Genomic DNA, 24,410 nt, shown 5'->3' on the forward strand with positions numbered 1-24,410 from the left:
CGGTCCAGTCAATGCACCGGCGACATGATGGCAGCGCAAGCTGGTCCCGGCCTTGCGTGACCGCACTCGGGCCGACCGCTCTCAGGCCGGACATCGGGCGGCTGTGCGCGATAGCGCCCTCAGGAAGCGAGCCGGTCGAGCCTGCCGGTTTCCGGATCGATGCCGTATTCCTTGAGCTTGCGGTAAAGCGTCGAGCGGCCGATGCCGAGGCGGCGGGCGACTTCGCTCATCTGGCCGTTGTAGTGATCGATGGCGAGCTTGATCATCTCCAGTTCGACATCCGCCAGGGCGCGCACATTGCCGCGTTCGTCGAGCGCGCGCAGCGTGCCGAAGCGTGGCTGAAGCCGCATCGGCGATTCGGGTTCGGCAGCCGAAACGCCCTCGCCGGCCAGCGCCCGCTCATCGCGCGGTTCGACAGCCAAGAGCGGCCCGGCCGGCGCGATGTCCACATCGAGGCGGACCGTGCCCTCCACCTGGGCGCGGATTTGCGGGAAATCCTCGACGCCGAGCACATCGCCTTCGCACAGCACCGAGGCGCGGAAGACGGCATTTTCCAGCTGCCGGATATTGCCGGGCCAGTCATAGGCCTGGAGCACGGCGAGCGCCGCCGCCGAAATGCCCCGCAGGCGATGGCGCGGGTCCGCCGGAGCCACCTTCTCCATGAAATGTGTGACCAGATCGGGAATGTCGTCGCGGCGGTCGCGCAATGGCGGCACATAGATCGGGTAGACGTTGAGCCGGTAGAACAGGTCCTCGCGGAACTTGCCGTCCTTGACCTGCTGCAGGAGATTGCGGTGCGTCGCCGAAATCAGCCTGATGTCGACCCGGACCGTGGCGCGGCCGCCGACCGGATCAACCTCGCCATCCTGGACGGCGCGCAGCAGCTTGACCTGCACGTCGAGCGGCAGGTCGCCGATCTCGTCCAGGAACAGCGTGCCCGAATGCGCTTCGACGAATTTGCCGGTGTGCTTCTCCGTGGCTCCGGTGAACGAGCCCTTCTCATGGCCGAACAGGATCGATTCGACCAGATTGTCGGGAATGGCGCCGCAATTGACGGTGACGAAAGGTTTCGAGCGGCGGTCGCCGCTGCCCTGTATGGCGCGCGCCACCAGTTCCTTGCCGACGCCGGATTCGCCCTCGATCAGGATCGGGATGTTGGATGCCGCCGCTTTCTGGCCGAGGCGGATCACCTTGTCCATGGCGGGACTGTGCGTGATCATGTCCCTGAAGGTCAGCAGCCCGCCGCGCCGGCGCGACGTGCGCTTGACCTCGCCTTCGACAGCCTCGACCTTGAGCGCGTTGGCGATCGAGGCCTGCAGCCTGTCGGGAGAGGCCGGCTTGACGACGAAGTCGAAGGCGCCGTGGCGCATCGCCGAAACCACGGTCTCGATGCCGCCCTGGGCGGTCTGCACGATAACCGGGATGGTGATGCCGCGCTCGCGCATCGCCTTGAGCACGCCGATGCCATCGAGATCGGGCATGACCAGGTCGAGGATGACCACCGACACGTCGCGGGCGCCGGGCCCGTCGAGGACGTCGAGGCCGGCAGCGCCCCCGTCGACGACGATCGCGGTGTGGCCGAACCGCGTCACCGCCGCCTCGAGCAGCCGGCGCTGCACGGGATCGTCATCGACTATGAGTATGGAACCTGTCATGACTGTCTTGAGCCGCCCGCCTGATATCCCCATGGACCATCTTGGCACAGGGTTCTAAATAAGGTTTCAAAAAACCCGGTGAACGAATTCCTTAGGATTTGACCGGCTTCTCCGTTCTCCTTGATTCTGGCCCTGGCCCGGCCACTTGATTCAAAAGAAGGTATTGTCGATGCGCGTGATGTTTGATCGGCGGCTTGCGGCGCCAGCTTCCGGTCAGGGCGCCGCCGAGCTTGGCGATCTGCCGGAATGGAATCTTGCCGACCTCTATGCGGGTATGGAGGCGCCGGAGCTGAAGCGCGACATCGCCAAAGCCGCCGCCGATGCGGTCGCCTTTGAGAGCCGCTGGAAGGGCACGCTGGCCGCCGAGGCCGAGCGCGGCAGCGCAGGCAGGCTGGGCGAGGCGCTTGTCGCCTATGAGGCCCTGGAGGAGCTGATCGGCCGCATCGTCTCCTATGCCGGCCTCATCTATGCCGGCAACACGGCCGATCCGCAGCGCGCCAAGCTCTATGGCGACATCCAGGAGAAGATGACTGACGCCAGCGCGCATCTTCTGTTCTTCGCGCTCGAACTGAACCTGATCGACGACGCGGCGATCGAGGGCGCGCTCGCCGCCGACCCCGCTTTCGGTCATTACCGGCCCTGGGTGCTCGATCTGCGCCTGGACAAGCCCTATCAGCTCGAGGATCGCGTCGAGCAGCTGTTCCACGAGAAGTCGATCACCGGGCGCGGTGCCTGGAACCGGCTGTTCGACGAGACGATGACGGACTTGCGCTTCGACGTCGACGGCGAGGAGCTGACGTTGGAACCGGCCCTGAACCGATTGCAGGATGCCGACGGCGAGGTGCGACGCCGCGCCTCCGAGGCGCTCGCCCAGACCTTCCGGAGGAATTTGCGCACCTTCACGCTGGTCACCAACACGCTGGCCAAGGACAAGGAAATCTCGGACCGCTGGCGCGGCTTCGAGGACATCGCCGATTCACGCCATCTCGCCAACCGCGTCGAGCGCGGTGTAGTCGATGCACTGGCTTCGGCGGTGCGCGAGGCCTATCCGCGCCTGTCGCACCGCTATTACCGGATGAAGGCGCGCTGGCTGGGCATGGAGGTGATGAACCACTGGGACCGCAACGCGCCGCTGCCGGAGACGCCGCAGGCGGTGATCGGCTGGGACGAGGCCAGGAACACGGTGCTGTCCGCCTATCAGCGCTTCTCGCCCGAGATGGCCGAGATCGCGCGGACTTTCTTCGACCGCAACTGGATCGACGCGCCGGTGCGCCCAGGCAAATCCCCCGGCGCCTTCGCCCATCCGACCGTGCCTTCGGCGCACCCCTACGTGCTGCTCAACTACATGGGCAAGCCGCGCGATGTGATGACGCTGGCGCATGAGCTTGGCCATGGCGTGCACCAGGTGCTGGCCGGCGGCCAGGGCGCGCTGATGGCCTCGACGCCGCTGACGCTGGCCGAGACGGCGTCCGTTTTCGGCGAGATGCTGACCTTCCGCTCGTTGCTCGAGCAGACCACCGACAGGCGCGAGCGCAAGGCCATGCTCGCCCAGAAGGTCGAGGACATGATCAACACGGTCGTGCGCCAGATCGCCTTCTACGAGTTCGAGCGCAAGGTGCATGCGGAGCGCCGAAACGGCGAACTGACATCCGACAGGCTCGGCCAATTCTGGCTGGAGGTGCAGGCGGAAAGTCTGGGCCCGGCGATAAAGTTGCGCGACGGCTACGAAGTGTTCTGGACCTACATCCCGCACTTCATCCATTCGCCCTTCTACGTCTACGCCTATGCGTTCGGCGACTGTCTGGTGAACTCGCTCTACGCGGTCTACCAGAACGCCGAGCGCGGCTTCCAGGACAAATATTTCGAGATGCTGCGCGCCGGCGGCACCAAGCATCATTCGCAGCTTCTGGCGCCTTTCGGCCTCGATGCCACCGATCCCGCCTTCTGGCAGATCGGGCTTGGCGTGATCAGCGGCCTGATCGACGAGCTGGAAGCGCTCGACAACTGAGGCGTCTCTGTACGTCGTCCCCACCTGCTCAGAACAGTTTAGCCGGAATGCATATTGGGCCCACACTATTCTTGGTCTAAATATCTGTTCTTGAATAACTCTCTTTCGTAGTTTTCCCATAGCTTTCCGTAAGCTCTATGATAGCCTCCCCGCCAAGCTCAGCCGGAGCATGCGGGTCGGGCGGGGAAGTCTCAGCCGACCGCGGCGTTCCGGTGCACGCGACGAGGGCCATTGGCCATGGCTTGCAAAAGCCGATGCCGACGGCTCGACTGAAGCCGGCTGTTCCGCAGGCGGCGGAACCATCATCGAGTAGTCCTTCGCCGAAGGTCATTAAATCCAATGCCGCGGCAGACGGATCTGACTGGAGAGAGAGACAATGGGCACTTTTTTCTACATGCTCCTGGCGTTCCTTGTGGGTGTGCTGGTTGGCTGGTTCATCTGGGGACGCCTGCGCGGTGAGCTCGACAGCTTGCGCGGCGACCTCGACCGCACACGCAGCGAGCGCGACCGGCTGCGGGCCGACAGCGATCGCCTGACCGGCGAGTTGGATGCCTGTGGGCGCACCCGCGCCGACCTCGAGCGCCGGCTGCGCGAGGCCTCGACCGGCTCCGGTCCGGCAAAAGCGGCGACCCCGGCGCCGGCCGCCTTGATGTCGACGCCCACCCCTGCCAAATCCGCTCCGGCGGCCAAGCCGGCGCCCAGGAAGCCGGCTGCGGCCAAGGCCGCTTCCAGCGCCGCGAAGACTGGCGCGCCGAAGGCCGCTGCCGCCAAGGCGGCACCCAAGGCCAGCGCGGCGCCCAGGAAGGCGGCACCGGCGAAGGCCGCGCCGGCCAAGGCGGCTTCCGGCAAACCCGACAATCTGCGCCGGCTGATCGGTATCGGCCCGGTCAACGAGAAGCTGCTCAGGGCACAAGGCGTCACCAGCTTTGCCCAGATCGCCGCCTGGACAGCCGCTGATATCAAGCGGATCGAGGACGTCATGAATTTCGACGGCCGTATCGCGCGCGAGCGCTGGATCGAGCAGGCCAAGCTGCTCGCCGCCGGCAACGAGGCGGAATTCGCCAGGCAGTTTCCGTCGGCTGGAACCGCCAGCAACACCTGAGCGACAGGGCAGATCCGACGATTGCGGCCGGCGGCGCGAACGAAGCGCCGCCGGTTTGCTTTTGGCCGCAAGGTCTGCCCACGGATCGGGCGACAGGTCGGGTTTAAGTGGCAAGGTGCCGCTCCCTCGATTGCGCGCGGCTGCCCCCCATATAGAGCCATCATTGGCTTCATCGATCCACGCCCCGAGTTCCATGCCCCTGCCCGCCGCAATTTTCCGCAATGACGAAAGCGCGCGCCAGCTCGTTTTCGACCGACCGGACGACATCATCACGGCGCACGAGGCCCGGGATTTCCCGGCCGCACTGGAGGCGGCCCAGGCCGCTCATGACGCCGGCAAATGGCTTGCCGGCTATTTCTCATACGAGGCGGGCTACCTGCTGGAGCCGAAGCTGGTTCCGTTGCTGCCGGCCGGGCGCCGCGCCCCGCTGGTCTGTCTGGGCGTCTTTGACGCGCCGGTGCAAGAGCCGGTGCCGCCCCGCAAGGCGGCGGCGACCAACGGCCCGATCTTCGATGCAAGGGCGACATGGTCGTTCGAGGATTACGAGAAGCGGTTCTCGCGGCTGCACCGGCACATCAGGCAAGGCGACTGCTACCAGGGCAACCTGACCTTCCCGGTGCATGCGCAATGGTCGGGCGATCCGCTCGCCGCCTTCGACGCGCTGACCGAACGCCAGCCGGTGAAATATGGTGCCCTGGTTTCGCTTGGCGATCCGGTCGTGCTGTCGCGCTCACCCGAACTGTTCTTCGAGATCGACGCCCAGGGCATGGTCGAGACCCATCCGATGAAAGGCACGGCGCCGCGTGGTGCGACGGAAGCCGACGACGAGCGCCAGAAAACCTTCCTGCGCAATGATGAGAAGAACCAGGCCGAGAACCGGATGATCGTCGACCTGCTTCGCAACGACATCTCGCTGATCAGCGAGGTCGGTACGCTGGAAGTGCCAGAGCTGTTCCGCATCGAGACCTATCCGACCGTCCACCAGATGGTGAGCGACGTCAGGGCGAAGCTGCTGCCGGGCCTCACGATCCGCCAGATTTTTGCAGCGCTGTTTCCCTGCGGCTCCATCACCGGCGCGCCGAAAATCCGCGCCATGGAGATCCTGCATGACCTTGAAGGCACGCCCCGCGATGTCTATTGCGGCGCCATCGGCTGGATCGCGCCCGGCGGCACGATGCGCTTTTCCGTGGCGATCCGCACCATCTCGCTCTTTCCCGGCGGCGAGGCCGTCTACAATGTCGGCGGCGGCATCGTCTTCGATTCAACCGCGCAGGAGGAGTATCAGGAGTGTCTCTTGAAAGCCCGCTTCGCGACGGGAACGCCGCCGGTTTCGAATTGATCGAGACCATGCGCTGGGAGCCGCCCATGGGCTTCCTGCGCTTCGAGCGGCATCTGGCGCGCCTCTATGGTTCGGCGGCCGAACTCGGTTTTGCCTGCGACCCGCAAAGGATCGGCGACGTGTTGGGCAAGGCTGTCGACGGCGCGCGCAACGCCTTGCGCACGCGCCTGGCTTTGGCGCGCAGTGGCGACACGGCCGCCTCGGTCCAGCCCTATGAGCCGCTCGCCGCCGATAAGGTCTGGACGCTGCGGCTGGCGCGCACGAGGCTCGATTCGAACGACATGCTGCTGCGCCACAAGACCAGCCACCGGCAGGTCTACGCGCATGCCCGCGCCGAATACCTCATCACCCAGGCCGACGAAGTGCTGTTGGTCAACGAGCGTGGCGAGATGTGCGAAGGCACCATCACCAATGTCTTCGCCGATTTCGGCGACGGCATGCTTTTGACGCCCCGCCTCGATTGCGGGCTGCTGCCTGGCGTATTGCGCGGCGCGCTTCTGGATGAAGGCCGCGCCCGCGAGGCGATCTACAGCTTTGACGACTTGAAATCCGCCAGGGCGCTCTATGTCGGCAATTCACTGCGCGGCTTGATCCCGGCAAAACTGATCTGAAGCATGACATCGCTGCCCACCCACACGCCCTATGATGGCTCGTCCAAGCTGTTCACCATCGGGCTGAAGCCGCTTGCCCTGGCCGACTGGATCGAAGTCGACGAACATCTCCTGCCGTTCCTCGCCGAGAAGCAGCGGCTCTATGCCGAAATGCCCGGCACCGTGTTCGTCGAGGAAGACGGCACGCGCGATGCCCAGCGCGAAGTGCTCGACCTGCTCGAAGCGCACTTGCCGCGGGCATTTCCCGAGACCCATCGGCGTGCCAGTGGCGGGGTCGAGGTGATCGGCGCCGCCGGCAATCCCGAGGGCGACTTCGCCAAGGCGCCGCTTGTCGCGGCCTCGCTGCTCGTCCAGGAAGACCTGATCCTGATGCGCCGCGGCGAAGACGGCTGGCGGCTCGCCGCCGGCTCGCTCTGCTTTCCCTCGTCCTGGTCGCTGCTCGAAAAATTCGGCAAGCCGTTGCAGCAGATCCATGCGCCCGTGCCGGGTTTTGGCCCTGGCACGCGGCCGGCCGAGCTGATCAACCGCATGTTCGACGGCCTCCAGGGCCAGGCCGTGGAGCGCTACAACTGGTCGATTCAATCGGGCGATGCGCTCTACCATCCGCTATCCAATGTCGAGCGAATCGAGCGCGCCGCCAGCCGCCCGTCGCGATTTGCCGATGGCGACGCCAATGCCCACGCCTTCATCCGCGTCGAGCGGCAGACGCTTCGAAAATTGCCCGTCTCGGGCGACATCCTGTTCACCATCCGCATTCATCTCGACCCGCTGGCGGCGTTGGCGCATCACCCCGACCGGGCAACGCTGGCTCCGGCTTTCGCTGCCCAGCTCGAAGCGCTCGACATCGCCCAGCTCGATTACAAGGGCTTGACATCAGACCGCGACCGGCTGGTCGGCGTCCTTAACCAAATGGCGAACGCCGCCTGACCGGCGGTTGGCGCTTTTCACTGGTTTATGACAATGATCTGTGATGTAGCGCATGCCCGTTGGGCGAGAATGCCCGGGTTTGCACCTGTCTGAAGGAGTGCTCGATAAAATGGCGAATGAAAACTGGCCCGTTTACGGTGAGATCACCGGCCCTGTGGTGATGATCGGCTTCGGCTCGATCGGACGGGGCACGCTGCCGCTGATCGAGCGCCATTTCAAGTTCGACAAATCGCGCATGACGGTCATCGACCCGCTCGGCACCGACCGCGCGCTGCTCGACGAGCGCGGCATCACCTTCATGCAGGATGCGGTGACCGAGAAGAATTACAAGAAGCTCCTGACTCCGCTTCTGACCAATGGCGGCGGCCAGGGTTTTTGCGTCAACCTGTCGGTCGACACCGGCTCGGTGGATCTGATGCGACTCTGCCGCAAGCTCGGCGTGCTCTACATCGACACGGTCGTCGAGCCATGGCTCGGTTTCTATTTCGATGCCGAGGCCGACAATGCCAGCCGCACCAACTATGCGTTGCGCGAGTCGCTGCTCAAGGAAAAGCACGACAAGCCCGGCGGCGCGACCGCGGTCTCCACCTGCGGCGCCAATCCAGGCATGGTCTCGTGGTTCGTCAAGCAGGCATTGGTCAACCTGGCCACCGATCTCGGCCTCGATTTTTCGGAACCCGCGCAGGAAGACCGCGAGGGCTGGGCGAAGCTCATGAGGAAGGCGGGCGTCAAGGGCATCCACATCGCCGAGCGCGACACCCAGCGCACCAAGAAGCCGAAGCCGATGGAGGTGTTCTGGAACACCTGGTCGGTCGAGGGCTTCATCTCCGAGGGCCTGCAGCCCGCCGAACTCGGCTGGGGCACTCATGAGAAATGGATGCCCAAGAACGGCAAGAAACACAAGCATGGTTCCAAGGCCGCAATCTATCTGGAGCAGCCCGGCGCCAACACGCGCGTGCGCTCGTGGTGCCCGACGCCAGGTGCGCAATACGGATTCCTGGTGACCCACAACGAGGCGATCTCGATCGCCGATTTCTTCACCGTGCGCTCCAAAAAGGGCAAGGTTCAGTACCGCCCGACCTGCCACTACGCCTACCATCCCTGCAACGACGCGGTGCTGTCGCTGCATGAAATGTTCGGCGCCGCCGGCAAGGCGCAACCGGTACACCATGTGCTGGACGAAAACGAACTGGTCGATGGCGTCGACGAGCTCGGCGTGCTGCTCTACGGCCATGACAAGAACGCCTACTGGTACGGCTCGCAACTGTCGCTCGCGGAAGCGCGCAAGCTGGCGCCTTACCAGAACGCCACCGGCATGCAGGTCACCTCGGCGGTTCTGGCCGGCATGGTCTGGGCGCTGGAGAACCCCGAGGCCGGCATCGTCGAGGCCGACGAGATGAACTACAAGCGCTGTCTGGACGTGCAGTCGCAATATCTCGGACCGGTGAAGGGCTATTATACCGACTGGACGCCGCTCGATAATCGGCCCGGCCTGTTTCCGGAGGACCTCGACCGGAACGACCCGTGGCAATTCCGCAACATCCTGGTGCGATAGCGTCGCGCCAAGCATGCCTCACTGCCTTGCAATCGCCCGGAAATCGGGCGATTGAAGGATGCGGACGGGAGCAAGCCGCGTCCATCTGGACGCATGAACTGCGCTCTTGAAACTTGGATGCATGCACCGTGCTTTCCGAAAGTCGTTTTCCGATTTCGGGCCGACGGGCGAGGAGAGGATTTTTACATGACCATTGCGCGCAAGATTCTTTCGATGAGTGTTGCGGCGGCCACGATGGTGGGGCTGGCCGCTTGTGCAACCAGCGGTCCCGACGAGCCGTCGATAGGGGCCGCGCCGAAGGGCGTCGAAGGCTCCTGGATCGACGCCAAGGGCACCGGTCTTTCGACCTTTGCCGGCGGAACCTTCACCACGGTGGCGACCGACACCGGCCAGAAGTTGTCCGACGGCACCTATACGATGACCGGCGCCACATCGGTCGAGATCCACGGAACCTCGCTGATCCGGCAGACGCCGGTCAGCTTCAATTGCCTGCTGGTGTCCACCAGCCAGCTCAACTGCACCAGCGGCTCCGGCCAGAATTTCGTGTTGACCCGGCGGGCCTGAACCACCAGGCATTCAAACCTCCAAAGGACGGCGGCCAATGGCCGCCGTCCTTTTTTGTGCCCAGCAGAGATCAACGGGATTTTGCCCCGATTTCCCCTTGCATGCTCCGGAACGCGATGGGAACATGGCTGAAAAAGCCGGCTGTTATAGACCGGTCAAGCAAGAGCGCTAAACGGCTCTGATCAGCCTATCCGGGAGACGAAGATGAAGAAGCTTGCCGCCATTGCCGCCCTTTCCGCGTCGACGCTGGGCCTGTCGGCCGGCGCATCTTTTGCCGACTACACGCTGAATATCCTGCACATCAACGACTGGCACAGCCGCATCGAAAGCAACAACAAATACGAATCCACCTGCTCGGCGGACGAGGAGACAAAGGGCGAATGCGTCGGCGGCGCCGGCCGGCTGGTCACGGCGATCGCGCAGGAGCGCAAGAAGCTGGAAGGCCAGAACGTGCTGTTGCTCAGCGCCGGCGACAATTTCCAGGGTTCGCTGTTCTACACGACTTACAAGGGCAAGGCCGAAGGCGAGTTCCTCAACGACATGAAGTTCGATGCCATGGCGCTCGGCAACCATGAATTCGACGACGGCGAAACGGCATTGGCGCCGTTCCTCGACATGATCAAGTTCCCCGTGCTCGGCGCCAATGTGAAAGCCAACGCGCAGTCCAAGCTCGGCGACCGCGTCAAGCCGTCCATCGTCGTCGAGGTCGGCGGCCAGAAGATCGGCATCATCGGCGCCGTCACCAACGATACGCCCGAACTCGCCACTCCCGGCCCCAACATCGCCATCGAGGACGACGTCAAGTCGATCACGGCCGAGGTCGAGAAGCTGAAGGGAGAGGGCGTCAACAAGATCGTTGCCGTGACCCATATCGGCTACAACAGGGAGCGCGATGTCATAGCGAAGATCCCGGGCGTCGACGTGGTCGTCGGCGGCCACAGCCATACGCTTTTGTCCAACACCGATCCGAAGGCGGCAGGCCCCTATCCGACCATGGTCGACAATCCGGACGGCTACAAGGTACCGGTCGTGCAGGCGGCGTCCTATTCGAAATATCTCGGCGAGTTCAAGATCGTGTTCGACGACAATGGCGTCCTCAAGTCGGCGAGCGGCGACCCGATCCTCCTCGACAAGTCGATCACGCCCGATCCCGCCGTGCTCGCCCGCATCAAGGAGCTCGGCGCGCCGATCGAAGCGCTGAAGAACAAGGAAGTGGCCGAGACCACCGACGTCATCGACGGCAGCCGCGAGAGCTGCCGCGCCCGCGAATGCGCGATGGGCAATCTCGTCTCCGACGCCATCCTCGACCGCGTCAAGGGACAGGGCGTCGAGATCGTCATCTCCAATGGCGGCGGCCTGCGCGCCTCGATCGACAAGGGCACCGTCACCATGGGCGAGGTGCTGACCGTGCTGCCCTTCCAGAACACGCTGGCGACCTTCCAGATCTCGGGCAAGGACCTTGTTGCCGGGCTCGAAAGCGGCCTCAGCCAGGTCGAAGACGGCGCCGGCCGCTTCCCGCAGGTGGCCGGCCTGAAATACGCCTTCGACAAATCCGCCCCGGCCAATGCCGGCCGCGTCAAGTCTGTCGAGGTGATGGAGAACGGCGCCTGGACGCCGCTCAATCCCGACAAGGACTATCTGGTCGCCACCAACAACTATGTCCGCCAGGGCGGCGACGGCTACAAGGTTTTCGCCGAAAAGGCCAAGAACGCCTATGATTACGGCCCCGGCCTCGAACAGGTGGTCGCCGACTATCTCGGCGCGCACCGGCCCTACACGCCCAAGCTCGACGGCCGCATCACCGAGATCGCCGCGACGACAGCGGCCGCGCCTGCGGCGGAGCCCGCCAAGCCAGCCGAAGCAATGCCCGATCTGCCTGCCAACTCCGGCGATATCGCCAACACGCCGCCGGCCGTGTCGACCGAGGCCGCGCCTGCGCCCGCACCGGCAACGCCTGCCACTCCGGCAACGCCAGCACCTGCGGAACCGGCAAAGCCTGCCGAAGCCGCCCCTGCCCCGGCAACACCCGCGCCGGCTGAGCCGGCAAAGCCCGCCGAGGCCGCACCGGCCGAAACCAGCCATGTCATCGTCGCCGGCGATACCTATTGGGACCTGGCAAAGAAGGCCTATGGCGACGGCACCAGGTGGAAAGTCATTTCCGAAGCCAACAAGGACTACGAGCCGCGCCGGCTTCCGGTCGGCGCGACCTTGACCATACCGCCGAGGTAATCGTCTTCGCCTTTGCGCGCAGGGACACCCGCCCGAAACAGGGCGGGCGTCCTGTTTTTGGTAAGGTGCGGCCAGACGCTGCATTGAAAAGCAGCGCGGCGTCGCTACTTTCGCGCCGTGTTCGGAGACCCGCAATGCCGCCTTCCATCCCTGTCGACGCCAAGCCCGCGAGGACCGTGGGACCGAGACCGGCCGGACATTCGCCGGCCAAGGCGGGCAAGGTCGGCGTCATGCTGGTCAATCTCGGCACGCCGGACGGCACCGATTTCAGGCCGATGTGGCGCTATCTCCGCGAATTCCTGTCCGACCCGCGCGTCATCGAACTCAACAAGGCGATCTGGTATCCGATCCTCTATGGCCTCGTGCTGACCACGCGACCGAAGAAGTCGGGCGCCAACTATGCCAGGATCTGGAACCGCGAGAACAACGAGTCGCCGCTGCGCACCTATACCCGCGCCCAGGCCGAGAAGCTGGCCGTGGCATTGCGCGACCTGCCCGACGTGGTCGTCGGCTGGGCGATGCGCTACGGCAGTCCCTCGACCGCGAGCGTCGCCGAAAGCCTGGTCGCGCAGGGCTGCGACCGCATCCTGACCTTTCCGCTCTATCCGCAATATTCGGCCACCACCACGGCGACTGCCAATGACCAGTTGTTCCGGGCGCTGATGAAGATGCGTGCGGCGCCTGCCGTCCGCAGCGTGCCGCCCTATTATGCCGAACCGGTCTATATCGAGGCGCTCGCCCATTCGATCGAACGGCATCTGGCCAGCCTCGATTTCGAACCGGAGGTGGTCATCACCTCCTACCACGGCATCCCGAAACCCTATTCCGACAGAGGCGATCCTTACCGCGAGCATTGCCTCGAGACGACACGGCTGCTGCGCGAGAGGCTCGGCTGGGACGAGAAGAAGCTGATCACCACCTTCCAGTCGCGCTTCGGCGCACAGGAATGGCTGCAAGCCCTACACCGACAAGACGGTGGAGAAACTGGCCAAGGACGGCGTGAAATCGATCGCCATCGTCAACCCCGGCTTTTCCGTCGACTGCATCGAAACGTTGGACGAGATCGGCCGCGAGGCGGCGGAAACCTTCCATCATGCCGGCGGCGGAAGATTCGCGCACATCCCCTGCCTCAACGACAGTCCCGAAGGCATGGCGGTGATCGAGGCGATGGTGCGGCGCGAACTGTCCGGCTGGATCTGAAACCGGGAACAATGGACGTTCCGGGGCGTTGAGGCGCGCCTTCCGGAGACCATCGATGCCCCGCAAGCTCGACCTCAGAAGCGGCCGGCCAGTCTGGTCCGCCTATCGGGCACCCGCGGTTCCGACAACCGCTCTGGCCCGTGACGCCAAGGCCGATGTGCTGGTGATAGGCATGGGCATCAGCGGCGCCATGATCGCAGAAGCGCTGACGGCGGATGGCCGTTCGGTGGTCTGCATCGACCGGCGCGGCCCGCTGAGAGGGTCGACGTCGGCGACCACCGCTCTGGTGCAGTTCGAGATCGACCAGCCGCTGACGGCGCTCGGCAGGATGATCGGCAAGGCTTCGGCGGAGCAGGCCTGGCGGCGCTCGCGTCTGGCTGTTTCCAACCTTGCCGGCCGCATAGCCGAGCTCTCCATCAACTGCCGCCTGAGCCGCGCCCCCTCGCTCTATCTGGCCGGCACCGCGCTTGGCCCATCGCAGCTGCGTGGCGAGGCCGAGGCGCGGCGACAGGCTGGCATCGCCGCGACCTATCTCGCCCCTGCGCCGCTGGCTGCGCGATTCGGCATCGAGCGCGACGGCGCCATCCTCAGCCACGGCAATATCGCGCTCGATCCGCGCAAACTGACCGCCGGATTGCTGCTGAAGGCGCTGGAGCGCAAGGCGCGCCTCTACGCCCCGGTCGAGGCGACCACGATCGAAGACAGCGCCAAGGAGGTCGTCGTCGCCACCAAGGGCGGCCCCATAATCAGCGCGCAGCACGTCCTGCTCGCGACCGGCTACGAGTTGACCGACATCGTGCCGGCAGCCGCCCACCGCGTCATCTCGACATGGGCCATCGCCACACGCCCGCAGCCGCGAAAGATCTGGCCGGACGCTGCCCTCATCTGGGAAGCGTCGGACCCCTATCTTTATGCAAGGGCGACAGCCGACGGCAGGGTGATCTGCGGCGGCGAAGACGAGGATTTTATCGACAAGGAACGGCGTGACGCGTTGATCGCCGGCAAGAGCCTGAGACTGGCCAGGAAGCTCGGCCGCCTGTTCCCGGATCTGGACACCAGGCCCGATTTCGCCTGGACCGGCTCCTTCGGCACCACAACCACCGGCCTGCCCTATATCGGCGCCATCCCTGGGCATCCGCGCATCCAGGCCGTGATGGGCTATGGCGGCAACGGCATCGCCTTCTCGCAAATCGCTTCCGAAATCGTTTCTGCCGCCATCGCCGGATCGGAAGATACGGACGCAAGCCTGTTCGCCTTCAGCCACCGGCAGCAGCGACACAAACAATCCCTCATCACCTGATTGTAACGTTGTTGAAACACACTTAAGTGTTTGCTGAAGCCGGCTGCGGGAGAATGGCTCCCATGGCTTGCCTCTTGAGGGAGAGCCAAATGGATTTCAGTGGTTTCGATATCGCGATTATTGTTCTGGTCGCTCTTGTCGTGCTGGTGCTGTTCAAAGGCATAAAGACAATCCCGCAAGGTTACAATTATACGGTCGAACGCTTTGGCCGTTACACGAAAACGCTGTCGCCAGGCCTCAACCTCATCGTGCCGTTCATCGATCGCATCGGCGCCAAGTTGAACATGATGGAGCAGGTGCTCGACGTCCCGAGCCAGGAGATCATCACCCGCGACAACGCCATCGTCGGTGTCGACGGCATCGCCTTTTTCCAGATCCTCAACGCGGCGCAGGCGGCCTACCAGGTTTCCGGCCTGCAGAACGCCATCCTCAACCTGACCATGACCAACATCCGCACCGTGATGGGCTCGATGGATCTCGACGAGCTGCTGTCGAACCGCGACGCGATCAACGAGCGCCTGCTGCGCGTGGTCGACGAAGCGGCCCATCCCTGGGGCATCAAGATCACCCGCGTCGAGATCAAGGATATCAATCCGCCCGCCAACCTGATCGAATCGATGGGCCGGCAGATGACGGCCGAACGCAACAAACGCGCGCAGATCCTTGCCGCCGAAGGCCTCAAGCAGTCGCAGATCCTCGAGGCCGAAGGCCGCAAGGAAGCCGCCTTCCGCGATGCCGAGGCACGCGAGCGCTCCGCCGAAGCGGAAGCCCGCGCCACGCAAGTGGTGTCGGAAGCGATCTCCAAGGGAGATGTGCAGGCGCTCAACTACTTCGTCGCCCAGAAATACACCGAAGCGCTGGGCAAGATCGGTTCGGCCACCAACAGCAAGATCGTGCTGATGCCTTTCGAAGCGTCGTCGCTGATCGGCTCGCTGGGCGGCATCGGCGAGATCGCCAGGGAAGTGTTCAAGGGCGACGGGCCGGCCGGCACGCAACGGCAGGTCTCACGACCTCCGGTCGTCAGGCCGAGCGACAACTGATATCCTTGTGAGTGGATCAAAACCATGATCGACCGCATCGTTTCCGAACTCGGCCCGTGGAACTGGATGGTTCTGGGCTTCGTGCTTTTGGTGATGGAAATCATCGCGCCGGGCATCTTCATGCTGTGGATCGGCATCGCCGCGCTGATCGTCGGCGCGGTATCGCTGCTGGTCTGGGATGCGGCCATCTGGACCTGGCAGGTCCAGGTGCTCGTCTTCCTCGCGCTGTCGCTGGTCTCGGCCTTCGTCGGCAAGAAACTCATCGGCGGACGCAACGAACCGACCGACCAGCCGCTGCTCAACCGCCGTGGGGCGCAGATGATCGGCAGGATGGCGACGCTGTCCGAGCCGATCCGAGACGGCCGCGGCCGCATCAAGCTCGGCGACACGCTGTGGCGCGTCTCTGGCCCTGACCTGCCGGCCGGCACCCAGGTGCGCGTCACCGGAGCCGCCGACACCGATCTCGAACTGACCGTCGAGCGGGTGTGAAACCGGCTCCGCCCTACGCGGCGCCGATGCGCAAGAGATCGTGCAGGTGGACGAGCCCGACAGGCTTGTTGCCCTCCACCACCATCAGGCTGGTGATGGCTGAATTGTTGATCGTCTGCAGCGCGGTCGCCACCAGCGTGTCCGGCGCGGCGGTCTTGGGGGATCTCGTCATCACCTCATCGACCGTCATCGCCGTCAGGTTGCTGCCTATGTGACGCCTGATGTCGCCATCGGTGACGATGCCGATCAGCGCGCCGTCGGCGGCGGTGACCGCCACGCAGCCGAAGCCCTTGCGCGACAACTCCAGGATCGCGTCCTGCATGCCGGTGCCCGAAACGACCAGCGGCAACCTCTCGCCGACATGCATGATCTCGCGGATCTGCATCAGGTTGGCGCCGAGCTGGCCGCCGGGATGGAAGGTGCGGAAATGATCGGGCGTGAAACCCCGCGCCTCAAGCAGGGCGATCGCCAGTGCGTCGCCCATCACCAGTTGCAGCAGTGCCGATGTCGTCGGCGCCAGGCCGTGCGGGCAGGCTTCCGGCGCACGCGGCAGCAAAAGCACGACGTCGGCGGCGCGCGCCAGCGCCGATGTCTCACCGGACGTGATTGCAATGAGCGGGATGGAGAAGCGCCTGGAATAGGCGACGATGCCCATCATCTCCTTGCTTTCGCCCGACCATGACATGGCGATGATGGCATCGTCCCTGGCGATCATGCCGAGATCGCCGTGGTTGGCTTCAGCGGGGTGGACGAAAAAGCCGGCGTTCCGGTCGAGGCCAGGGTCGCGGCGATCTTCGAGCCGATATGGCCGCTTTTGCCGACGCCGGTGACGATGACCCGGCCTTCGATCCTCGAGATCATGTCGACCGCTTCGGCAAAGGGCTTCGCCAGCCCATTTTCGAGCGCCTCGGCCAGCGCCGCCACTCCCGCCTGTTCGGTCGCCACCGTTCTTAGTGCCGAAGCGATAGAGGCCTGTCTGTCCAACGGCTTCTTGTCGAGGGATCTCGCATCCATGGCCGATGCGATTAGCGCTTTGTGCCGCGCCTGTCCAACGGAAATGCCTCCCCCGACCGTCTAGGAGAGCGGTTCGAATGAACGAAGCGCAAGGTCACGAATGTCGAGGCCTGGAACAATGAGCGCTTGGAAAAGCAATCGCCCCCCGCCTCAACCCTCCGTTAACCATCCCCATTTACGGTTCGGTAAGTATGGCGCGCGCTCGCGCCGCGCAAGCAGTGGTGGCGATGTCCGGGGCCCAGTCAGAAAAGACGAGAAGGCGAAAGAGCAAGGCTGCCTGCGCCTTGCTGCTGGCGACCAGCATCTTCGGCCTGCCGCGACCGACGCTGTCCTTCGCCCAGGAAACGGAGCTGCGCGGCGAGGTCTCGGAATCGGCGATCCTGTCCGACCAGCAGCGCAAAGCGAGACTGGCCGCCATAGCCGGTCAGGGTCAACAGCAGCCAGCGAATGCCGCCGGTCAGGACGACACGCCGTCGCGCACCTATCTGCCCGCCAGCGCCGGCGCTGCTCCTGACGATAGCGGTGCCGCCTCGCCCGCTGGCAGCATTTTCGACCCGCCGGCGGCCGGTGACGACGCGAGCGCCGACAATCCGCCTCCGCCCAAGCCACGCCGGCCATCGGCCAGCGGGCAGGCCAATGCGGACAAGGCCGCCGACAAGGCGAAGACAAAGAAAAAGAACACCACCGCGACGACCGACGCGACCACCACCGCCAGCACGGCCGACGATGCCGACGCCACTGGCACCGATACTGGCACCGACCAGGAGACTGCCAACCGCCGCGCCGTCACCATCGACAGCGTCGACCGGCAGAAGCTCGATCCGGGCGCCGAACGCACCGCTTCCATCGAAGGGCAAAACAAGAAAGCCGAGGACGACCCGTTCGCCGCACCAGGCATCAAATGGGGCTCCTTCGTCATAAGGCCGACGCTGGAACAAGGCCTGACCGCCACCTCGAATGGCGATTCCAGCAGTGCCGGCAAAGCGGCGCTGCTGTCCGAGACGGCACTGCGCTTTTCCGCCGCCTCCGACTGGCGCGAGAACTCCGCGACCATTGACGGTTATGGCCTCTTCCGCGAAACCGTCTCGGGCTACCCGGTTCACAATGAGCAAGGCCGCATCGAAGGCCAGCTCAATGTCGACCTCGACAACGAGCAGCGCGCCGTCGCCAAGCTCGGTTACGAGGCCGTGCCGGAATCGGCCTCGTCGCCCGACGCCATTGCAGGCGTCAGCAAGCAGCCGCTGCGCCAGACCATCGACGGCAGCCTCGGCATCGAAAAGGACGTCGGCAAGGCGCAATACACTTTGACCGGCGCGGTCTCGCACGACTTCTATGGCGACGCCAAGCTTTCTGACGACACCTCGCTGTCGCAGAAGGATCGTAACTCCACGCTTTATACGGCGACCTTGCGCACCGGCTACGAAATCTCCCCTGCCCTTACGCCTTTCACCGAAATCGAGCTCGGGCGCAGGGCCTATGATCAACGCTTCGACAGTGAAGGCTTCGAGCGTTCATCGACGCGGCTTGGTGCCCGCGCCGGCCTCGAGCTCGACATGGGCGAGAAGCTCGCCGGCGAGTTCTCGGCCGGCTGGCTGCGGGAAGCGATCGACGACGACCGCCTGGGGGCGATCGCGGGTGCCACCGTGGACGCCGACCTGAAATGGTCGCCCGAACGCGGCACCACGATCGGTCTGACCGGGCGGACCACGGTCGAGCCCACGACCACCGCAGGTGAAAGCGGCGACATCCTCTATTCCGGCCGCCTCACGGCCGAACGCCAGATCCGCGCCAACCTGACCGGCAATGCCGCGCTGGGCCTGGACTGGCGCGATTATATCGGCATAGACGGCCATGACAGGGTGCTGAGCGCCGAAGCCGGGCTGACATGGTGGCTGAACCGCTATGCCGGCCTCACCACCCGCGCCAGGACCGAGAAGCTCACCAGCAACCTGCCTGGCCGCGATTACACCGCCAACAGCATCTATCTCGGCTTGAAGGTGCAGCGGTAAGCGCGGGCCGCTAAGCTGCGTGCCGCATCCGAGACATCGGCCGGACAGCGCCTCCCTTAAAGCGCCGCCACAACGTGCTCCGAAGGCGCCATCTCGTCGAGAAGCCTGCGGATAACGCCGGCCATGCTCTGGTTCATGTCGTTGCGCCAGAGCGCGAAGGCCACATTGGCCTCGACGAACCCTTCCGGCGATCCGCAATCGAAGGTGCGGCCCTGAAAGTGGTAGCCGTAGAAGGGCTGCTGCTTCTCCAGCTTCAGCATTGCGTCCGTGAGCTGGATCTCGTTTCCGGCGCCCTTCTCCTGGCCTTCGAGGATTTTGAAAATCTCGGGCTGCAATATGTAGCGGCCATTGATGTAGAGATTGGAGGGCGCGGTGCCGGTCTTCGGCTTTTCCACCATCTCGGTGATGCGGAAGCCATGATGGGTGGCTTCGCCCCGGCCGACGATGCCGTATTTATGGGTCTCGGCGGGATCGCATTCCTGAACCGCGATGATGTTGTTGCCGGTCTCGGCATAGAGGTCGACCATGTCCCTCATGCAGCTCTTTTCCGACTGCATGATCATGTCGGGCAACAACAGCGCGAACGGCTCGTCGCCGACCAGTTCGCGCGCGCACCAGACGGCATGGCCAAGTCCGAGCGGCACCTGCTGGCGAGTGAAGCTGGTCTGTCCCGGCCCGGGCTGCAGCCGCTGCAGCCTGGCGAGCTGGTCGTCCTTGCCGCGCTGGGCGAGCGTGTCATAGAGCTCGAACTGGATATCGAAGTGATCCTCGATGACCGCCTTGTTGCGCCCGGTGACGAAGATGAAATGCTCGATGCCTGCCTCGCGCGCCTCGTCCACCACGTATTGGATGACGGGCCGGTCGACGACGGTAAGCATTTCCTTGGGGACGGCCTTGGTGGCCGGGAGAAACCGCGTGCCGAGACCTGCGACCGGGAAAACTGCCTTGCGAACTCTCTTCATGCCTTCAATTATCCGTTTGCAGGCCGGCTCCGCAATCCCGCGCCGCGACATTTTCACGCCGGATTTGAGGATTATCGGGCAAATGAAGGGAAACTTGCACCGGTAGAAGCATTGAGACGCCTTTTCGTTCCAGGGGCGGCCTATGGTAAACCAATTCCTAACCTGGTTCGGCGATGAATGGTCTTTCCCAAGACGGAGAAGGAGGAAAAGATGTCCGTTCGCAATGCCGCAAAGCGTTTCACCAGCGTCATGACGGCCGCCAGCCTCTCGCTCGCCATGCTGATGCCTGCCGGGCCGGCCTTCGCCGATGCCGGCTTCCGGCAATGGGTCGCCGGCTTCCGCGCCACCGCGGTGCAGGGGGCGTTTCCGGCGCCGTCTATGACCGCGCCTTCAGGGGCATCGACGAACCCGATCCGGTGGTGCTGGAAAAAGCCCGAACCCAGCCGGAATTCACCGCACCCGCCTGGGATTATTTCGACAACCGCGTCCACGACCAGTCGGTCGCGGTCGGCCAGCAGATGGCCAGGAAATGGAAGCCGTGGCTGGACAGGATCGAGGCGAGGTTCGGCGTAGACCGCAACGTCCTGCTGGCCATCTGGTCGATGGAATCCAACTATGGCGAGATCCTCAAGCGCGACGACATCATGCGCAATGTCGTCCGCTCGCTGGCGACCCTGGCCTATGGCGATCAGAAGCGGTCGAAATATGCCCGCACGCAACTGGTCGCCGCACTGAAGATCCTCCAGACCGGCGACATCGACGAGAGCCACCTCATGGGCTCCTGGGCGGGCGCCATGGGCCAGACCCAGTTCATCCCGACCAGCTACCAGCACTATGCGGTGGACATGGACGGCAACGGCAAGCGCGACATCTGGAATTCCATTCCCGATGCCTTGGCGACATCAGCCAATCTGCTCAAGAAGAATGGCTGGCAGGCCGGCAAGACCTGGGGCTACGAGGTGGCCTTGCCGGCCGGCAAGCTGCCTGCAGGCTCCAGGACGCTGGCGCAATGGCAGGCGCTCGGCGTGGTCAGGGCGAGCGGCAAGCCGTTCAGGAACCTCAGCGACAAGGCGACGTTGAAAGTACCGGATGGCCGCGGCGGTCCCGCCTTCCTGATGATCAGGAATTTCTCGGTCATCAAGGCTTACAACAATGCCGACAAATACGCGCTTGCCGTTGGCCTTCTTGCCGACGAGATCGCCGGTTCCACCGGCCTCGTACAGGACTGGAAACGGCCTTTCACCAAGCTGACGTTCGAGGAAAGGCAGGAATTGCAGAAGCGGCTTTCCCAGCACGGCCTTTATGATGGCAAATTCGACGGCAAGATCGGCGACGGGTCGAAGTCGGCCATCATGGCCTATCAGGCAAAGGTCGGCTTGACCCAGGACGGCTATCCGAGCATGGAAGTGCTCAAATGGCTCAGGCAAAAATAGGGCCTGTCATGAACTGAGGAGGAGCGATTGGCTTGGGCTGCGCGCATCGGGACGTTCATTCCCCGCATGCTGGTGCTGTTCCTGGCCGTCGCCGTGCTCGCCGTCGCCATGGCAGGCGCCTTCCATGCCCCCGCCATGGCGCAGGAGCAGCAAAGCCGCGGCTGGTCATTGCGTGACCTTCTGTTCCCGCGCCGCAGCGAGCGGATCGAGCCGCCGCTGGACATCCAGAAACCAAGGCCCAGGCCCAAGGCAAAAAAGCCGCGCGCGCCGCGTCCGCCCGCGGAACCGGAAATCCCGATCGCCGAGAAGGCGCCGGACGCCCGGGTCGTCCTGGTGGTCGGCGATTTCATGGCGGCCGGGCTCGCCGAAGGTCTAGACACCGCCTTTGCCGAGAATACCGGCGTCAGGATCGTCGTTCGCTCCAATGGCTCGTCGGGCTTCGTGCGCGATGATTTCTACAATTGGCCAGAACAGATCAAATCATTGATAGAGACCGAAAAGCCCGCCGCCGTGGTCGTGATGCTGGGTTCCAACGACCGCCAGCCGATGAAGGTGGGGGATGTGCGCGAGCAGCCCCGTTCCGAGACCTGGACCAAGGAATACGAGCGCCGCACCGAAGCGTTCGGCAAGGCCATCGCCACGGCCAAGGTGCCTTTCCTGTGGGTCGGCATGCCGGCGTTCAGGGTTTCGAAGATGACATCCGACATGCTCGCCTTCAACGACATCTACCGTCAGGCGGCCGAAAGCCATGGCGGCGAATTTGTCGATATCTGGGATGGATTCGTCGATGAGAACGGCGCCTTCGTCACTAGTGGCCCCGACATCAACGGCCAGCCCGTGCGGCTGCGCTCCGATGACGGCATCAACATGTCGAAGGCCGGCAAGCGCAAGCTCGCCTTCTATACCGAAAAGCCGCTGATGAAGGTCCTGGGCCTGGCCGCGCCGGGAAGCGTCGCCCCGACTGCTGCTCCTGCCGGCGCGCCGGTCGAGGCGCCGGCGCCGGCCGCCGCTCCCATCGTCATTGACCGCACCGCGCCGATGCTGCTCAGCGATCCGGCGCTCGACGGCGGCACGGAACTGCTCGGCGCCGGACCGCCCGCGAAGGCCAACCCGGGCCTGCCCGGCGAAAAACTGGTGGTCGAGGGCAAGGCGCCGGTGGCTTCGCCCGGCCGCGCCGACGATTTCGCCTGGCCGCCGAAGACAAATCCGGCAGCCGCGGCCGCCAGGGCTGGCACGACGACGGCCATCACTCCTTAGCAACGCGGAGGGGCCCGAAACCGTTTTCGGAACTCGCTGCTGCGAGTCATATGATGGCGTTTTCGAGAACCGGAGCGGAGCGTACTTTGGGGTACGTGAGCACCGGAAGCGCAGAAACGCCTTCAGATGGCCGCAGGAGTAGAGTTTCCAAACGGTCTCAGCGGGGCAGGACGCTCGAACCCATCAATGCCTCGTCGATCGAACGCGCCGCCTGGCGACCCTCGCGGATGGCCCAGACCACCAGCGACTGGCCGCGGCGCACGTCACCCGCGGCATAGAGCCTGTCGACGCTGGTCCGGTAGTCGCGGTCATTGGCCTCGACATTGCGGGAGCGTCGGCTGTCGGTGACGATCTTCATATCCCCTTCGAGCTCCGACACCACGCCGGCCATGGCCGGCCCGGCAAAGCCGATGGCGATGAAGGCGAGATCGGCGCGGATGACGAACTCGGTGCCGACGATCGGTCGGCGCTTATCGTCGACCTCGCAGCATTTGACACCGGTCAGCTGGCCTTCCTCGCCGATGAATTCGAGTGTCGCCACCTGGAATTCGCGCTCGGCGCCCTCGGCCTGCGAGGAGGAGGTGCGCATCTTGGTCGCCCAGTAGGGCCAGACGGCGAGCTTGTCTTCCTTCTCCGGCGGCTGCGGACGGATGTCGAGCTGCGTGACGCGCACGGCGCCTTGGCGGAAGGCGGTGCCGACGCAGTCGGAAGCGGTATCGCCGCCGCCGACGACGACGACATGCTGGCCGCTGGCGATGATCGGGTGCGACGGCCACGCCACCGACTGGATCGGCTCGCCGCCGACACGCCGGTTCTGCTGCACGAGATAGGGCATCGCGTCATAGACGCCGCCGAGATCGTCGCCGGGGATATTGGCCGCGCGCGGGGTCTCGGATCCGCCGCAATAGAGCACCGCGTCATGCTCGGCGAGCAGTTCGGCCACGGGCTTGTCGATGCCGACATTGACGCCGCAATGGAAGGTCACGCCTTCGCCCTGCATCTGCTCGATGCGACGATCGATATAGTGCTTCTCGATCTTGAAGTCCGGAATGCCGTAGCGCATCAGCCCGCCTGGCCGGCTTTCGCGCTCGTAGACATGGACATCATGGCCGGCGCGGCCGAGCTGCTGGGCGGCGGCCATGCCGGCCGGGCCGGAGCCGATGACGGCGACGCGCTTGCCCGTCTTCCTCTCCGGCGGATAGGGCCTGATATGGCCGGTCTCGTAGGCCTTGTCGGCGATCGCCTGCTCGACCGTCTTGATGGCCACCGGAATGTCCTCGAGGTTCAGCGTGCAGGCTTCCTCGCAAGGCGCGGGGCAGATGCGGCCGGTGAATTCGGGGAAATTGTTGGTCGAATGCAGGTTGCGGATCGCATTGTCCCAGTCCCTGTTATAGACGAGGTCGTTCCAGTCCGGGATCTGGTTGTGGATCGGGCAGCCGGTCGGCCCGTGACAGAACGGGATGCCGCAGTCCATGCAGCGCGCGGCCTGTTTCTCGACTTCCTTGTCCGACATCGGCAGCGTAAACTCGCGGAAATGCCGGATGCGGTCGGAGGCCGGCTGATACTTGTGCACCTGCCGGTCGATCTCGAGAAAGCCTGTTACCTTGCCCATAGTCCAGTTCCTGCTGTCCAGATGGTGCGGTTTTCGCCGCACCCGTTAACCTCTTCAGGCAGCCGTGGCAACCTTCCGCGAGAGGTCAAATTATCAGTGACATG

The 24,410-nt window shown here is 64.5% G+C and carries 16 protein-coding genes and 3 pseudogenes; 15 read left to right on the forward strand and 4 right to left on the reverse strand.

Features of this window, described 5'->3' with window-relative positions; all coding sequences use genetic code 11:
• Positions 1-119: 119 nt before the first annotated feature.
• On the reverse strand, positions 120-1,655 hold the full coding sequence (locus ACIU1A_RS22800; RefSeq protein WP_404925347.1) for a sigma-54-dependent transcriptional regulator: 1,536 nt from the start codon (positions 1,653-1,655) through the stop codon (positions 120-122).
• Positions 1,656-1,824: 169 nt separating this feature from the next.
• On the opposite strand from ACIU1A_RS22800, the gene ACIU1A_RS22805 reads away from it, so the two are divergent.
• The 12 genes and pseudogenes from ACIU1A_RS22805 (at position 1,825) to ACIU1A_RS22860 (ending at position 16,019) form a co-directional block, all read left to right on the forward strand.
• Positions 1,825-3,663 carry a M3 family oligoendopeptidase gene (locus ACIU1A_RS22805; RefSeq protein WP_404925348.1) on the forward strand — a complete coding sequence of 613 codons (1,839 nt, stop codon included), beginning with the start codon at positions 1,825-1,827 and terminating at the stop codon, positions 3,661-3,663.
• A gap of 376 nt (positions 3,664-4,039) precedes the next feature.
• Positions 4,040-4,765, forward strand: coding sequence for a proton-conducting membrane transporter (locus ACIU1A_RS22810; RefSeq protein ID WP_140671443.1), 726 nt, complete (start codon positions 4,040-4,042; stop codon positions 4,763-4,765).
• Positions 4,766-4,940: 175 nt separating this feature from the next.
• Positions 4,941-6,104: an aminodeoxychorismate synthase component I gene (locus ACIU1A_RS22815; protein WP_404928000.1), complete on the forward strand. Its 1,164-nt coding sequence runs from the start codon at positions 4,941-4,943 to the stop codon at positions 6,102-6,104.
• Positions 6,053-6,715 carry an aminotransferase class IV family protein gene (locus ACIU1A_RS22820; RefSeq protein ID WP_404925349.1) on the forward strand — a complete coding sequence of 221 codons (663 nt, stop codon included), beginning with the start codon at positions 6,053-6,055 and terminating at the stop codon, positions 6,713-6,715. Before ACIU1A_RS22815 ends, ACIU1A_RS22820 begins: the two co-directional genes overlap by 52 nt.
• A gap of 3 nt (positions 6,716-6,718) precedes the next feature.
• Positions 6,719-7,642: a DUF3445 domain-containing protein gene (locus ACIU1A_RS22825; protein WP_140522392.1), complete on the forward strand. Its 924-nt coding sequence runs from the start codon at positions 6,719-6,721 to the stop codon at positions 7,640-7,642.
• Between the two features lie 109 nt (positions 7,643-7,751).
• Positions 7,752-9,197: a homospermidine synthase gene (locus ACIU1A_RS22830; protein ID WP_404925350.1), complete on the forward strand. Its 1,446-nt coding sequence runs from the start codon at positions 7,752-7,754 to the stop codon at positions 9,195-9,197.
• Between the two features lie 186 nt (positions 9,198-9,383).
• Positions 9,384-9,761: a hypothetical protein gene (locus ACIU1A_RS22835; RefSeq protein WP_140496275.1), complete on the forward strand. Its 378-nt coding sequence runs from the start codon at positions 9,384-9,386 to the stop codon at positions 9,759-9,761.
• Positions 9,762-9,965: 204 nt separating this feature from the next.
• A complete protein-coding gene (locus ACIU1A_RS22840; protein ID WP_404925351.1) occupies positions 9,966-11,990 on the forward strand; it encodes a 5'-nucleotidase C-terminal domain-containing protein in 2,025 nt (674 codons plus the stop codon).
• Positions 11,991-12,124: 134 nt separating this feature from the next.
• Positions 12,125-13,190: pseudogene (gene hemH / locus ACIU1A_RS22845) on the forward strand (ferrochelatase).
• A gap of 55 nt (positions 13,191-13,245) precedes the next feature.
• Positions 13,246-14,490 carry an NAD(P)/FAD-dependent oxidoreductase gene (locus ACIU1A_RS22850; protein WP_404925352.1) on the forward strand — a complete coding sequence of 415 codons (1,245 nt, stop codon included), beginning with the start codon at positions 13,246-13,248 and terminating at the stop codon, positions 14,488-14,490.
• Between the two features lie 89 nt (positions 14,491-14,579).
• Positions 14,580-15,530: an SPFH domain-containing protein gene (locus ACIU1A_RS22855; protein ID WP_140624323.1), complete on the forward strand. Its 951-nt coding sequence runs from the start codon at positions 14,580-14,582 to the stop codon at positions 15,528-15,530.
• A 24-nt stretch (positions 15,531-15,554) separates the two neighbouring features.
• Positions 15,555-16,019 carry an NfeD family protein gene (locus ACIU1A_RS22860; protein WP_404925353.1) on the forward strand — a complete coding sequence of 155 codons (465 nt, stop codon included), beginning with the start codon at positions 15,555-15,557 and terminating at the stop codon, positions 16,017-16,019.
• A 13-nt stretch (positions 16,020-16,032) separates the two neighbouring features.
• On the opposite strand, the pseudogene ACIU1A_RS22865 reads toward ACIU1A_RS22860, so the two are convergent.
• Positions 16,033-17,033: pseudogene (locus ACIU1A_RS22865) on the reverse strand (SIS domain-containing protein).
• A 227-nt stretch (positions 17,034-17,260) separates the two neighbouring features.
• On the opposite strand from ACIU1A_RS22865, the gene ACIU1A_RS22870 reads away from it, so the two are divergent.
• Positions 17,261-19,042 (forward strand): outer membrane beta-barrel protein, encoded by a 1,782-nt coding sequence (locus ACIU1A_RS22870; RefSeq protein WP_404925354.1) that lies wholly within the window; start codon positions 17,261-17,263, stop codon positions 19,040-19,042.
• 56 nt (positions 19,043-19,098) lie between these two features.
• Here ACIU1A_RS22870 and galU read toward each other — a convergent pair whose 3' ends face one another.
• Positions 19,099-20,013 carry a UTP--glucose-1-phosphate uridylyltransferase GalU gene (gene galU / locus ACIU1A_RS22875; RefSeq protein ID WP_181168598.1) on the reverse strand — a complete coding sequence of 305 codons (915 nt, stop codon included), beginning with the start codon at positions 20,011-20,013 and terminating at the stop codon, positions 19,099-19,101.
• Between the two features lie 201 nt (positions 20,014-20,214).
• On the opposite strand from galU, the pseudogene ACIU1A_RS22880 reads away from it, so the two are divergent.
• A pseudogene (locus ACIU1A_RS22880) lies at positions 20,215-21,437 on the forward strand (lytic murein transglycosylase).
• 27 nt (positions 21,438-21,464) lie between these two features.
• Positions 21,465-22,694 carry a DUF459 domain-containing protein gene (locus ACIU1A_RS22885; RefSeq protein WP_140560304.1) on the forward strand — a complete coding sequence of 410 codons (1,230 nt, stop codon included), beginning with the start codon at positions 21,465-21,467 and terminating at the stop codon, positions 22,692-22,694.
• 157 nt (positions 22,695-22,851) lie between these two features.
• On the opposite strand, the gene ACIU1A_RS22890 is transcribed toward ACIU1A_RS22885, so the two are convergent.
• On the reverse strand, positions 22,852-24,306 hold the full coding sequence (locus ACIU1A_RS22890) for a glutamate synthase subunit beta (RefSeq protein WP_140496285.1): 1,455 nt from the start codon (positions 24,304-24,306) through the stop codon (positions 22,852-22,854).
• Positions 24,307-24,410: the final 104 nt, after the last annotated feature.

Origin of the sequence: Mesorhizobium maamorense (assembly GCF_044998965.1) — a bacterium.
Taxonomy (GTDB): Bacteria; Pseudomonadota; Alphaproteobacteria; order Rhizobiales; family Rhizobiaceae; genus Mesorhizobium.